Origin of the sequence: Metabacillus sp. 22489 (genome assembly GCF_052044855.1) — a bacterium.
Taxonomy (GTDB): Bacteria; Bacillota; Bacilli; order Bacillales; family Bacillaceae; genus Metabacillus; species Metabacillus niabensis.
In genome coordinates this window covers 1-14,279 of the sequence record NZ_JBQENT010000002.1, presented here as the reverse complement: position 1 = coordinate 14,279, position 14,279 = coordinate 1, and the positions used below count along the sequence as shown (strand labels likewise).

At 37.4% G+C, this 14,279-nt stretch carries 12 protein-coding genes; 6 read left to right on the top strand and 6 right to left on the bottom strand.

Going from position 1 to position 14,279, the window contains the following annotated elements; genetic code table 11:
* Positions 1–8 precede the first annotated feature (8 nt).
* Complete coding sequence (locus ACTJJ9_RS01205; protein ID WP_145581683.1) at positions 9–1,952, top strand: elongation factor G; 1,944 nt, start codon at positions 9–11, stop codon at positions 1,950–1,952.
* A 38-nt stretch (positions 1,953–1,990) separates the two neighbouring features.
* Complete coding sequence (locus ACTJJ9_RS01200; protein ID WP_145581684.1) at positions 1,991–2,608, top strand: histidine phosphatase family protein; 618 nt, start codon at positions 1,991–1,993, stop codon at positions 2,606–2,608.
* A gap of 104 nt (positions 2,609–2,712) precedes the next feature.
* Here the strand turns inward: ACTJJ9_RS01200 and ACTJJ9_RS01195 are convergent, their stop codons facing one another.
* Together ACTJJ9_RS01195 and ACTJJ9_RS01190 are read right to left on the bottom strand one after the other, a co-directional pair.
* Positions 2,713–3,489 (bottom strand): YibE/F family protein, encoded by a 777-nt coding sequence (locus ACTJJ9_RS01195; RefSeq protein ID WP_145581685.1) that lies wholly within the window; start codon positions 3,487–3,489, stop codon positions 2,713–2,715.
* The gene (locus ACTJJ9_RS01190; protein ID WP_440768363.1) at positions 3,486–4,625 is read right to left on the bottom strand and encodes a YibE/F family protein; all 1,140 of its coding nucleotides are present in this window, start codon (positions 4,623–4,625) and stop codon (positions 3,486–3,488) included. The genes ACTJJ9_RS01195 and ACTJJ9_RS01190 overlap by 4 nt, the downstream gene beginning before the upstream one ends.
* A gap of 447 nt (positions 4,626–5,072) precedes the next feature.
* Between ACTJJ9_RS01190 and ACTJJ9_RS01185 the strand changes: the two genes are divergently transcribed.
* Together ACTJJ9_RS01185 and ACTJJ9_RS01180 are read left to right on the top strand one after the other, a co-directional pair.
* Positions 5,073–6,542 carry an alpha/beta fold hydrolase gene (locus ACTJJ9_RS01185; protein ID WP_186324185.1) on the top strand — a complete coding sequence of 490 codons (1,470 nt, stop codon included), beginning with the start codon at positions 5,073–5,075 and terminating at the stop codon, positions 6,540–6,542.
* A 121-nt stretch (positions 6,543–6,663) separates the two neighbouring features.
* Positions 6,664–7,218, top strand: a complete 555-nt coding sequence (locus tag ACTJJ9_RS01180; protein ID WP_145581687.1) for a DUF1697 domain-containing protein — start codon at positions 6,664–6,666, stop codon at positions 7,216–7,218.
* Positions 7,219–7,368: 150 nt separating this feature from the next.
* On the opposite strand, the gene ACTJJ9_RS01175 is transcribed toward ACTJJ9_RS01180, so the two are convergent.
* From ACTJJ9_RS01175 to ACTJJ9_RS01160, 4 genes are read right to left on the bottom strand one after another with little or no spacing between them, the layout of a single operon-like run.
* Positions 7,369–8,163 carry an alpha/beta hydrolase-fold protein gene (locus tag ACTJJ9_RS01175; protein ID WP_255451859.1) on the bottom strand — a complete coding sequence of 265 codons (795 nt, stop codon included), beginning with the start codon at positions 8,161–8,163 and terminating at the stop codon, positions 7,369–7,371.
* Positions 8,164–8,211: 48 nt separating this feature from the next.
* A complete protein-coding gene (locus tag ACTJJ9_RS01170; protein ID WP_145581688.1) occupies positions 8,212–9,243 on the bottom strand; it encodes an iron ABC transporter permease in 1,032 nt (343 codons plus the stop codon).
* Entirely contained in the window at positions 9,236–10,243 is a 1,008-nt protein-coding gene (locus ACTJJ9_RS01165; protein WP_145581720.1) for an iron ABC transporter permease, read from the bottom strand. Before ACTJJ9_RS01165 ends, ACTJJ9_RS01170 begins: the two co-directional genes overlap by 8 nt.
* 20 nt (positions 10,244–10,263) lie before the next feature.
* Positions 10,264–11,250 carry an iron-hydroxamate ABC transporter substrate-binding protein gene (locus tag ACTJJ9_RS01160; RefSeq protein WP_440768362.1) on the bottom strand — a complete coding sequence of 329 codons (987 nt, stop codon included), beginning with the start codon at positions 11,248–11,250 and terminating at the stop codon, positions 10,264–10,266.
* A gap of 274 nt (positions 11,251–11,524) precedes the next feature.
* Between ACTJJ9_RS01160 and ACTJJ9_RS01155 the strand changes: the two genes are divergently transcribed.
* The gene (locus ACTJJ9_RS01155) at positions 11,525–12,463 is read left to right on the top strand and encodes a hypothetical protein (protein WP_145581690.1); all 939 of its coding nucleotides are present in this window, start codon (positions 11,525–11,527) and stop codon (positions 12,461–12,463) included.
* A 133-nt stretch (positions 12,464–12,596) separates the two neighbouring features.
* Positions 12,597–14,123: a multicopper oxidase gene (locus tag ACTJJ9_RS01150; RefSeq protein WP_145581691.1), complete on the top strand. Its 1,527-nt coding sequence runs from the start codon at positions 12,597–12,599 to the stop codon at positions 14,121–14,123.
* Positions 14,124–14,279 lie beyond the last annotated feature (156 nt).

The following is a 14,279-nucleotide window of genomic DNA, read 5'->3' as shown; positions in this document are numbered from 1 at the left end:
GATGAACAATGAACAAAACGATTGGGATATTAGCACATGTAGATGCAGGAAAGACAACGTTTTCAGAGCAACTGCTTTATCATACGAAAAGTATTAAAACGCGCGGACGTGTCGACCACCAAAATGCATTTCTTGACAGCCATGAAATCGAAAAACAGCGTGGCATTACGGTGTTTGCTGACCAAGGAATGTTTCAATATGAGGACTGTACATACTATTTAATCGATACTCCTGGTCATGTCGACTTTTCCCCTGAAATGGAGCGGGCTATTCAGGTGATGGACTTTGCGATAGTCATTGTAAGTGCAGTAGAAGGAATCGAGGGACATACAGAAACGGTTTGGAACCTATTAAAGAAACATAACATTCCGACCTTTTTCTTTATAAATAAAACAGATCGTACTGGTGCAAATGTCGAGATGGTCTTGGGCGAAATTCGGAGTCAGCTTACAGAAAATATGATTGATCTTTCCGAAGGCTTTTCAGATGAAAAAATGACGGAAGAATTAATTGAATTTATCGCTGAGCGAGATGAAGAGCTGCTTGCCTACTATATAGAAAATGGCTATGATTCTAAGCTATGGCTATTGAAAATGAAAGAAATGATTAAGTCGTCGAAAATTTATCCATGCTCAAGCGGCTCAGCATTACAAGATATTGGTGTAAAGGAATTTCTAGAGAAGTTTCACTTATTAACTGTCACAAATTATTCGACAAGTGAGCCGTTTGGTGGCCGTGTCTATAAAATTCGCTATGATGAAGCCGGTACAAGAGTAACGTATATAAAAGCATTATGTGGAACGTTGAAGGTTAGAGATGATTTAGTATATGGTAATGGAGATATCGAAAAGGTTACACAAATTCGCAAATATAATGGCAAGCAATTTCAGCAAGTGAATCAAGCAAATGCAGGTGAGCTCATTGCTGTGGTAGGTCTTTCGAATGCTGTAGTTGGAGATGGGGTCGGTGTTCTAAAGGAAGCCTCCATGTATGAAATGGTTCCAGCCTTAAAATCGAAGGTTGTTTTTGAGCCTGGAGTAAACGCAAAAGAGGCTTTAAGGTATTTTCGCATTCTTGAAGCGGAGGACCCTTCCTTAAATGTTACTTGGGAGGAACGGCTTCAGGAAATTCAGCTTCATGTAATGGGCACGATCCAATTAGAGGTACTAGAACAAATGGTGTTGGAACGTTTTTCGTTAAAAATTCATTTTGAACAGCCAGAGATTCTTTATAAGGAAACGATTAAAAATGAAGTAGTTGGATACGGACATTTTGAGCCATTGCGACACTATGCTGAGGTGCATCTGAAATTAACGCCTGGGGAACGGAATAGCGGCATTGTTTTTGAAAGCACATGCCATACGGATAACTTATCGGTTGGCTTACAAAACTTAGTCGGTCAGCATGTATTGGAACGGGAGCATCACGGTTTGCTTACAGGTTCACAGGTAACGGATATAAAGGTCACATTGCTAACAGGCAGAGACCATAATAAGCATACACACGGCGGCGATTTCCGCGAGGCAACATATCGCGCGTTAAGACAAGGCTTGGAAAAAGCAAGTAATATTTTGCTCGAACCATTTTACAAGTTTAAGATAAAGGTAGATTTAGACCAAATGGGTAGGGTGTTATCAGATATTCAGGCTGCAAATGGACGGTTTGAAGCACCGGAAACGGAAGGAGATAAAGCGATAATTACCGGATTTGCTCCTGTTGCTACGTTTATGGACTATAGTACAGTTCTTGCTTCCTTTACACATGGAAAAGGGAGGATAAGTTTAACGTTTGGAGGCTATCATCGTTGCCATAATGAAGAAGAGGTTATCGAACGAATTGGCTATGATAAGAATGCAGATCCAGAGTATACATCGTCCTCGATTTTTTGTGCGAAGGGGCAGGGCTTTACTGTCAAATGGGATGAGGCCGAAGCGATGATGCATTGCTTATAAAGAGTGATAGATTGATAAATTGCGGGGAGATGAATTTGATGCTGAACCTTTATATTACAAGACATGGTGAAACAATATGGAATACAGAAAAAAGGCTCCAAGGATGGAAGGATTCTGCCTTAACTGAAAATGGGGTTGAAAATGCAAAATTATTGGGAGAAAGGTTAAAGGATACAGAGTTCGATATGATTTATGCGAGTCCTAGTACAAGGGCGAGGATGACAGCAGAGTTAATTAAAGGGGATAGAAAGCTAATCATACGAGAAGAAGAAAACCTTAGAGAAATCAATTTAGGCGAATGGGAGGGGCGAACACATAACGACTTAGAAGAAGCTTATCCTGAAGAATACCATGCTTTTTGGAATACGCCACATCTTTATAAGACAAAGTCTGGTGAAGACTTTTATCAGCTGCAAGCTAGAGCGAAAAAGGTGTTAACTCGGATTATGGGAGAGCATGAGGAAGGGAATGTATTACTTGTAACACACTCTGTTTTTATAAAGGCATTGTTGGCACATTGTAAAAACGCTCCTATCGAACAATTGTGGGCACCGCCATTTATACATGATACTAGTTTGACGATTATAGAGGTGAACGATGGTAAGGTAGATATAAAATTGGAAGGAGATATTTCTCACCGTTCTGACGCGTATTAGGCGCCGCTTGTTTAAGTGAACGAAAAAGAGCTCCTCGTATTTATTCCTCATAAGCTATAGAAAACGGAGCTGACTTTAGGATGATTCGGTCAGCTCCGTTAGAATTATTTCATCAACTTTTTAGTATTTCTTGTATTTAAGATAAAATATGCTGTGATACATGATGTAATCGGAATAACTAACGCTACACCAATTCCACCAAAAAGGATCGTTATCATTTCGGCACTAAATACTTTTGAATTAACAATATCTCCAAATGAATAAGATAAATCCTTGAACCATATTAGTAAACCTAAATAGCCGCCGAAGAAAGCAAAAAATAATGTATTTGTCGTAGAGCCTAAAATATCTTTGCCAATACTGATTCCAGATTTAAATAATGCCTTCCTACTAATCTCTGGATTATGAAGCACAATTTCACGCATAGGAGAAGTAATCGAAATGGCAACATCGGTAATCGCACCAATTGTACTCATAATTATCATGGAAGCACCTATTTTAACAAAATCAACTCCAATGTACAGGGAGAATGCGTCCAGCTCACCAGCCTCCTCTTCCCCGAAGCCTTGAATCATTGCTTTCTCAGTTATAATCACAATCATGAGGATTAAAATAGAAGTCGTAATTATGGTAGATAGGAAAGCGATCGTTGTTTTTTTGTTCACTTGGTTAATGTAAAATAAATTGGTGCAGCTAATGATAATACATGCGATTATCGTTAACAATATTGGATCAACATTTGGATCCGCCATGAAAAGGATCGTTAAAAAAAGCACCGCAAAATTTATGAAAACTGCAACAAAAGACCGAGCTCCTTCTTTACCACCGATACAAATCATCGATATAAATAAAATAGCTGTTAGGATAACTAGTACATTCATACTCTTTCCCTCTTTCGATTAATGAAAAAAATAGTCGTATATAAAGCGATTGGAATCGTTAAGACAATACCGATTCCCCCTGCAAGGGCCCGTGCTATTTCTAAAGAAAGGTTCATCGATAGAGTAAACGACAATGATGAGGAATTTTTAAAATAAAGGATAAGCATTGGAATAGATCCGCTTATATAGGCGAAAAATAGAATATTCGTCATGATTCCCATCACATCTTTTCCAATATCCCTTCCTGAGGCTTTCAACGCTTTAACTGGTATATCGTTATTTTTTTCATATAGCTCAAATAAGGAAGATGACATCGTAATCGCAACATCCATCACTGCTCCCAATGAACCAACTAATACTCCGGCTATAAATACTACTTGAGGTGGACGAGTTAAAAATTGCATTTCTTCATAGCGAAGGCCGTTTCCCATCGTGATTTTCATCACAAAATAGGTGATGACCATCGTAATGAAGGTTCCTAGCAATGTAGCAATAATAGCTGCATAGGTTTTTTCTTTAAAACCACTAACGAGTAGTAAAGAGATGACTGTAAACAAAATCGCACTTATACTGCAAATGAAAAGCAGGCTAATATGTGATGTATTTAAGTAAATGTCTAAAGCATACGATAACAAAATCGCATTAACAACTAAGCTAATGATCGAAAATAACCCTTGCTTTTTTGCTACGAAAAGTAAAATGAAGATAAAAATCCATCCTACCGTTAAAACATATTTATCTCGTTTAACATCTTTTATTGTTCCAGTTAAATCCTTCGTTCCGTCAGCTTTTTTATCGATTGAAACAAATAGCTCATTCCCGACAACGTATTCCTGATCATAGGCTCCAGATGATGTGAATTCATTCGTTAAATGAATGAACTTTCCTTTATCTTCTCCATTTTTTATTTTCGCAACGATATGCTGAGTATAAAGCTTGTCATGATTTTGATGTTCATCTCGTATTTCTGATGATTTTTCAACATTTGTTTTGATGACCTCCGCAATTGTCCGGTCATAAAAAGAATGGTTGTGGTGAACAAAATATACGGAAATAACGAAACAAAGACCTAAAAGAATATAAAAAGCAACACGCTTATAGGACATTCCTTTTAGATAATTTATGAATATTTTCAAGTGATAACCTCCACGTAAAACCGATTTTAGGAAGATCAAAGATATGAATTGTTAACTAGATTAACTAATAACAATGACTTAGAATAACAAGAATATCCTTTAACCGTCAAGGGAGCTATGTAACAGAAATGTAGACAATTGATGAATTTTAATAGAATGTAATTAATGAGATTGAGCTTTTTAGCAGAGTGGGTTGTGAGCAATACGTGAAGTTATGCAGTTGTCGCTTATCTTCTTAGCGAAGGAGAGTAGTAGTCTGGGCTTTACAATGGCAAACTTTAAAATCTACAAAAAAGCAAGGCAATAGATGGTGGAGGTTACCACTTTATCTATTGCCTTTTTAGCTATTTAACCGAATTTTAACCAAACTTAGGAGTCGTTTTTAAACTCGGGACATTATGATTGATATCAAAGTAAATGGAGAATTCCTATAAGGAGAATGAAAAGATGAGAATATTAGAATTGCTACTAGTTTTATCATGTATAAGCTTGTTAGTAAATGTTTGGTTTCGTATGAAGATTAGCCGTAACATAAGGATAGCGACAATATGCTTTAGCCTTGGAATATTCGTTTGTCAGCTCATCTTTGAAGGCTATCGTTGGCAAATGGTGTTTCTTTATTTTCTCACCTTCCTGCTAATAATTATTTCGTTCCTTCGATTAAAAATAAAGGTGAGGTTTATAAGGGGTTGCTGCCATTTCTTTGCAGTACTGCTCATAGCGGTCTCCATTTTTTTATCTTTATCTTTTCCAGTGTTTAACCTGCCAGAGGTTCAGGGACCATATAAAGTAGGTACACAGACATTTCATTTTATTGATGAAAAAAGAGTGGATCCATTTAGTAAAAGCGAGAATGGAAAGAGAGAGCTTATCGTACAGGTTTGGTATCCAGCAGAAAATGTTAATAAGAGAAAAAGGCAATATCTGATTCCTCAGAATAAAGAAATTTTACAAAAGTATAAAAAGGCTTTTGCAGAATCATTAGGGGTTCCTTCATTTATGCTCGACTATTGGAAATATATAAAAAGCAATGCTTATGAGGATGCACGTTTAATAGATACAAAGACATCGCTTCCGGTTGTTCTTATTAGTCATGGTGGTGGTACGAGTAGGGTATTGCATACAACTCAGGCTGAGAATCTTGCCAGCAACGGCTTTATTGCGATCGCAATTGATCATACGTATTTTACAGCAGCAACTGCTTTTCCTGATGGAACAGTCACTGGATTTAAAGCAAAGGATGCGCTAACCGACTTTTTTGGCACTAGCAAGAAATACGGAGAAGTTTGGATGGCGGATTTACAATTTGTTCTTGATAATCTAGAGAAAATAAATAACGGAGCAATTCGAAGTAAATTTGAAGGAAAGCTAGACTTAAACAATATTGGCATGATGGGGCATTCGTTTGGAGGAGCAACAGCTTTCAATGCGGTAGCTACAAATGAACGAATAAAGGCAGGGATCAATATGGATGGTACGCTGTATAACATGGATAGTATACCTAGTTCAACAAAACCATTTATGTTCATTCAGCCTGAAGAATTTATCGTTCAGAAGGAAGAAATTGAAAAGAATCAAGTGACAAATACAAGTAATATGACAGAGGAAGAATGGAATGAATTAATGAATTATAAGCGAAAAGAATTTGAAGTAATTAATCAATCTCTCGCTTCACGAGGGGTAATGATGTCTATTAAGGGAACGAAGCATTATAATTTTACAGACTTCCAGCTTTTTTCTAATCTATTAAGCTTAATTGGCTATACAGGCTCAATCGATGGAAAACGAGGTACCGAAATTATAAACAAATATGTAGTCGATTTCTTTTCTATCCATTTGCAAGGGATAGATGGAAGGTTAATATATAAGCAAAACGCTAACTATCCCGAGGTTCGCTTCCATTCTATAGAGGAATGATATTTTGATCTATTAATTACTAGAATAAAATGAAGAGATGAGAGTCAAAGGATTAGTATGACAAGTATCATCACTAATAATATAATGGATTTATATGTAAAAAGTTGAAAGGTGGATGGGTATGGTTTATGTTGCTTTGCTTCGGGGGATTAATGTTGGTGGAAAAAATAAAATTGACATGAAGCTGCTTAAACAAACGTTTGAACAAGCCGGAATGAAAGATGTTATAACATACATCAATACAGGTAATATTATTTTTTCAAATAAAGACCTATCAAAGACGGAACTATCTGGCATTTTGGAAGAGGCAATCGAGCGTGATTTCGGATTGCAAATTAAAGTAGTAGTTCGCAGTATCGATGATGTCGGGGGAATAATTAACGCGATTCCTGACATATGGAAAAATGACAAAGACATGTCAAGTGATGTCATGTTTTTATGGGATGAAATCGATGATGAATCTGTTCTTGAGAATCTTGTCATTAAACCGAATATTGACACAGTCAAATATGTCCCAGGTGCAATCCTTTGGTCAGTCGATAAGCAAAATGTAACCAAAAGCGGAAAGTCAAAAATCATTGGTACAAAGATATACAAACAAGTTACGGTGAGAAATGTCAACACTGCTCGCAAAATTTATGAACTGATGCAAGCGCAAAACAGTTCGTTCTCCTGAGGATCATTTCATTATCACATCCATTGTATCTAAATAAAGCTTTCTAAAAAAAGAGGGTCGCTCAAAACCAAAGGTTCAGACCCCTCAAACTCAATATACAAGTGGGTCAGACCCTTTTGAGTCACCCTCTTTTCTCATTAAATTGCTTTATCAAAAGGCGGCAAAGCGAAAGGCCCGACTCATAATTGTTGGCACGACAGATGCATGATTTTCATCCGGTGCCACATAGATGCTTTTATGTAATTTTTCGATGTTATAATCATTTAAGCTTGAAACAATTTGTTTCGCATCTTCCACCATAAACATTTCCTCGCTGCCAACTGACACAAATAGCTTACGATCAACGTTTATTTTCTTTTCACAGAATTTCTCTGCGTACTTTCTTATTTCATAATCATTCCACCATGTTGAAGGGCTTGAGGCCAAATAGACTTGAAAAAGCTCTGGTCGAGTAAATAGCGTCCAAAGTACGAATAAGCCACCTAGTGAATGACCAAATAATGCTTGTTTTTCACGAGCGATGTGATAGGTTTTCGAAATGATTGGCAGTAATTCACTTTCTAAAAAGGTGAGAAACTTTTCTGCTCCACCGTGTTTTCCTAAGTGTAAGTTCTTTTCCTTTATCCGATCAGGATAAACATATTGTGGTGCAGGGGGTGTAAAATCATAAAACCGCATTTTTACCCTTTCCTCAAGATGCTTATGTCCAATACCAATGACGATGGCAGGAGAAATCGCTGTTTTTTGTGTGTTTCGAGATTGTAGCTTAACAATGTCACGTCCGAATTGAAAATAATCATTTCCATCCAACAGGTAATAAACCGGAAATCCTTTTTCAGGTGGCTCCTCATCTGGAAGATAAACCTTAATCTCATATGTGTAGTCCATGATTTGCGAGTAGATTTCCCATGCTTCTGTTTGAGCTAACTGAACGTTAGTTTTCAAAGAAATATCACCTCTTTTAGACTATCCTCCTATAGATAGCCGGAAATTTTATGCCTTTGCCTTAGCTAATAAATATAAAAAGTACGGGATGCCGACAATTGAAATAACAATTCCTACTGGGAGCTCTGATGGTTCAAATAATGTTTTCGCAAAAAAGTCTGAGACAATGAGCAAGAACATCCCAATTATTGCACTTGCTGGGACAATGAAGCGATGATCAATTCCGACTAATCTTCTCGCAATATGTGGGGCGATTAAACCGATAAATCCGATTCCACCTGATACAGAGACACATGCACTTACAATGCCAATGCTGCATAGTAAGAGGATCGCCCTTTCTTTATTTACCGAAATTCCTAAGCTTCTTACACTTGTTTCTTCTAATTGAAAATAATTGAGTAAATAGCTTTTTCTTATAATGATTGATCCTAATAGGATAATCCAAGGGAGAATGGCAATGATAAAGGTCCAATTCGCATGATAGATGCTTCCAGATATCCAAACAGCAGCCATTTCGTAATCCTTTTCATTCATTTTTAATGATAGATAAAGAGTAACTGCACTAAAGCCGCTGCTAATGGCTATTCCTGTAAGAATGAGCCTTTGCATATCTAGAACGCCTCGACGCATGGCAAAAAGAAAGATGATTAGTGCGGCAAGGCAACCGCCAACAAAGCCAAAAAGAGGCATCATCAAGATCGATGTCCAATTGTTTTCACTCATGTTTGTATAAGCGAATTGAAAGAAAAACATAAACAAAACAATTGAAGCGCTAGCGCCGGCATTAATACCTAATATTCCAGGATCGGCTAAGCCATTTCGCGTGATTCCTTGAATGACAGTTCCGGCAATCCCTAACCCTATTCCAACTATTGCAGCAATGATAATTCGCGGTAAGCGAAATTCAAAAATAACTAATTGGTGATGTTCATTTGCATCAATGTGAAGGATTGTTTTGATAACGTCGGCAACAGACATATCAAACGCGCCATTTGTTAAATGAAAATAAAAGGCGATAAAGGTTAATCCTAAAAAAACGAGCATTGTAATGATAAATCTACCTAGTGCTTGCTTACCCATGGCGTCCTCCTCCTTTTGTCTTTATTAAATAAAGAAAGAAGGGAATGCCAATCATCGCAGTTACAACACCGACTGGGGTTTCAAAAGGATAATTAATGAATCGGCTAAATATGTCGCAAAACGCTAGGAAAACCGCGCCAATCACAGCTGAGCACGGGATGATTAAACGATAATCAACGCCAACAATAAAGCGGGTAATATGTGGGATGACAAGTCCGACAAAGGCAATTTTCCCAACTAATGCAACAGCTGTTCCGGTCAGACAAATGACAGAGAGTATGCTAATTGCTTTCACCCATTTTGTTCGTAAGCCTAATCCGAGAGCAACATCTTCTCCTAAAGAAGCGATCGTAACTGATTTTGCTATGAGTAAAGCGAGAAGAAGACCGACTATCCCAAAAGGAATTGATACGAGCAATAAATCTGGGTTTACTGTTTGAAGCTTTACATTATACCAAACACTAATCGTTTGGGAAACTTGGAAATACATAGCGATCGCTTGAGCAATGCTGCTTAAAAAGGTCCCAATTACCGTTCCAATAATGGCGAGGCGGACAGGTGAGAGCCCTTTTTTTACAAGGGAGCCAAAGCCAAAAACTAAGCCAGCACCTATAGCAGAGCCAACCATTGATAATAAAATCATCTGTACATTTGAAAGCCCGGGGATAAAGACGGTTGCCAACGTAATAACAAAGGCTGATCCGTCATTTACTCCCATAATTGAAGGTGAGGCAAGGTAATTTCGCGTCATTCCTTGCATGACTGCACCGGAAACCGCTAAAAATGCCCCTACTAATAATGCGGCGATTACACGAGGTAATCGGGCTGTTGAAATGATATTATGATCGACATTATTTCCATTGAAATGTGTTAGCGCCTCCCAAATAGTGAAAGGAGAAATATCCTTTGCACCATATGAGATAGAAACGATAATCGCTAAAACAATGAATAATGGAGAAATGACGAGAATCATCGTTGCAAGCCAATTGTTTTTCGTCATGACCATTCTTCACACCTTCGTCATTCCTTTGAGAGGCTTTCGATGGCAGCATCTAAAAATTTAACTTTTGACCAAGCAGTTCCACCTTGTGCTAACGGATCAACGACATTTACGAAAACATGATCATTTTTTGCGGCCTCAATACTTTGGAAAATTGGATTTTCCATTAATTCATCAAGTGCAGTTGGATTTTCACTGTTTTCACTTGTCTCAAATTGTAAAAAGATATAATCTGGATTGACCTCTGCTAAAGCCTCTAATGAAATTTCTGCCTGTGCCTTTGTGTTGCTAATAACCTCTGGAATTTGCGCACCTAAATCTTCATATAGTACTGGATTTAAATAAACATTTGCAGGATAAACGTTCATAATACCTTGGCGTACACGAATAATAAGGATTTGCTTATCCTTTATTGAGCCTTCTATTTTTTCTCTTGCCTCAGCTGCCTTTTTTTCATAATCAGCAATGATGCTATCAGCCTCAGATTCCTTTCCAGAAAGCTGTCCTAATAGCTTTAAATTGTCTTTCCAATTTGATGAAATATGAGAATAAGGGATCATCGTTTGAATTTTATTTAATTGAGTTACAACTTCCTCCTGAAACTTTGATGAGCCGATAATGACGTCTGGTTTTAATGCAAGGATAGCCTCGTTATTTGGAGCGAATTTATCACCGATTAACTCTGCACCTTCTAATTCATTTGCTAGATATGTAGGAATTTCGTTGGCAATCGCTAGTACACCGACTGGTTTCACCCCTAAAATTGCTGCATCCTCCATTGATTCAAGGCTAGCAGTGACAATATTATTAACCTCCGCTGGTAGCGTATAATTTTCTCCTAAGTAGGAAGTAGTCTGTTCAGTAGCTTGACCCTCTTTTGTTTCCTTTTCTGTTGTTACATCCTCCTTTGCTGTCGCAGGAGTGGTCTCCTTGTTATCACTACATGCTGATAAGCTAATTGCTAGTAATGCTGTTCCACCTATAAGCCAATATTTTTTCCCTTTCATTTTCATCCTCCGTCGCATAAAGATTTTATTTTTTTGATTGTTAGGTTCCAACTAGTTGGTAACGGTAATAAATATGAGAAGTAACTCTCTAAGTGATATCGATAATCATTATCAATGATAAACTATTGGAAAAACTTACACAATATGAAATTGTGAAATGTTTAATAAAGAAATTATTAAGAATAGCAGATTGATAGGAAATAAGGCTGACGATTGATGAAACCTTTTTCCCCTATTTGCGTATTAATTACTAGTACTAATAGGAGGGATCTCCATGTTCACAGAAATAAATGAAAGGCTAGTTGAAATACGAGGGGATTTACGGAAGAAAGAGAAGTATGAGCTCCAACTAGCAGATTATTATAAGGAAGCAGAACTACTTGATGAACGATTATCAGAGCTTAGAATCCAATTTGAGGAAGAGCAGGTAGATGTTGAGAAGCTAGAAGGCTTTAGTTTAACGAACTTATTTGCAACATTATCTGGAACGAAGCATGATAAATTATCAAAGGAAAAACAGGATTTGCTTGCTGCCCAGCATAAGCTTGAAGAGGCGGCAAAATCGAAAATGGAAATTGAAGAAGCAATACAAACGCTCAAGCAAAAGCTATTCCATTTAAAAAATACGGAATACGAATATCAACAGTTATTGCTGCAAAAAGAAACTCTTATTAAAGCGAGTTCGTTGTCTTATGCGAATGATGTGTTTGAATTAAGTGAAAAGGAAGGTAATTTAAAAGCATACATAGCAGAGCTTGAAGAAGCAAAAATCGCTGGAGAGCGGGTTAAGCACTCTCTTAAACAAGCAATTACATCGCTGGAAAACGCAGAAAATTGGGGAGCTTTAGACATGTTCGGCGGGGGGACAATATCAGGATTTGTAAAGCATCAGCATATTGATCAAGCTGAAAAGGATTTACATGAAGCTCAAACAAGAATGCGCCAATTCCAAAAGGAACTATTAGATGTCAAAGAAGCTGTTCAAGTGGAAGTAAATATATCTGAGATGCTAAAGTTCGCTGATTTCTTCTTTGATGGATTTATCACTGATTATATGGTTCAAGGGAAGATTACTGAATCACTAAAACAAACAAGAGAGCATTATGAAAAAGTAAATCAAATTTTAATAAAGTTATCGAACCAAATTGACCAAAAGGAAAGTGAATTAAAGAATATTCAATTAGAAAAGAACGAGATGATAATCAGTTTATAAGATAAATACATCTAAACAGAATAACGTAAATTTCTTGCCGTTACGATAAAGTGTTTTTAGTGAAATAGCCTATCTACAAATGGGTATTTTTGTCATCTACTATATAGAGCATAATGGAGTGGAGTTGAGTATGATGACAAGAAAACTTGAAAAATTTGTTGATATGCTTCCTAAAATGTCAGTAGCTACTCCTCTTAAGAAGGATAATCATACAGCATATTATGAAGTGACGATGGAGGAGTTTACACAAAAGCTGCATAGAGATTTAGAAGAAACTAAACTATGGGGGTATAATCGTCAGTTCCCAGGTCCGTTGTTCGATGTTAAACAAGGAGAGCCTGTTGATGTGAAATGGATAAATCAGCTTCCAGATAACCATTTCCTCCCGGTTGATCATTCTATTTTTCATGACGGGCATGATGCGGAAGTTCGAACGGTGACACATTTACATGGCATGGAGACGGAGCCTGATAGTGACGGCTATCCAGAAGCTTGGTTTACAAAGGACTTTCAACATGTAGGTCCGTTTTTCAAAAGGGAGATTTATCATTATCCAAATCATCAGCGTGGAGCTACGTTATGGTACCATGATCATGCTATGGGGATGACTAGGCTTAACGTCTATGCAGGTCTTGTTGGGATGTATATTTTACGTGATAAAAGGGAGGAAAGCTTGAAGCTTCCAAAAGGGGAGTATGAAATTCCTCTCATTCTATTAGATCGTTCCTTTCATGATGATGGGTCTTTGCTTTATCCTAACCAGCCTGATAATGCCTCGGAAAATCTGCCAAATCCATCGATTGTTCCGTTTTTTCAAGGTGATACGCTTTTAGTAAATGGCAAGGTATGGCCTTATCTTGAGGTTGAACCCCGTTTATACCGATTTCGCCTATTGAATGCATCGAATGGCCGTTCCTATCAATTATACCTTGATTCAGGCCAATCCTTTTTTCAAATTGGTACAGATGGAGGGTTATTGCGTAAGCCTGTGAAGCTTGATAGGTTCACACTAGAGCCAGCGGAACGAGCTGATTTACTAATTGATTTTTCAAATTATGCTGGTGAAGAGATTATTTTGAAAAATGATTTAGGTCCAAATCCAGATCCTGCGGATGAAACATTTGATGTGATGAAATTTAAAGTTAGCCTACCTCTTTCAGAAGAGGGTACTAACAACATTCCAAAGCGTTTATCTTACATCCCTTCACTTAAGGGAAATCGAATTACTGCACATCGGAATTTAAAGTTAACTGGAACAACGGATGAATATGGTCGTCCACTTCCATTGCTTAACGGGAAAAAATGGGCGGATCCAGTTACAGAAAAGCCAGGTTTAGGTACGACAGAAATATGGTCATTTATTAATATCATGGGCTTTACTCATCCAATACATCTCCATTTAATTCAATTTCAAATTTTAGATCGGATACCATTTGATTTGGCGCATTATAATGAGACTGGAGAAATCAAATATACAGGGCCAGCTCGACCTCCGGAACTTAATGAACGGGGATATAAGGATACAGTTGCTGCACATTCTGGTGAAGTAACTCGTGTTATTGTCCGTTTTGCTCCTTATTCAGGTCAATATGTGTGGCATTGCCACGTTCTTGAGCATGAGGATTATGATATGATGCGGCCATATCTTATAATCGATTAATTGTTCCGACTAGCAAATATAAGAAGAAAAGGGGCTGGGACAAAACCCTACCTTTTCAAATGAAAAAGCCGGTGGCATTTTACGAAAGTAAAATGTCATCGGCTTTAATTTTTGCATTTAAAAAAGGACACTTTCTGTTAAAATTAAGTTACCACA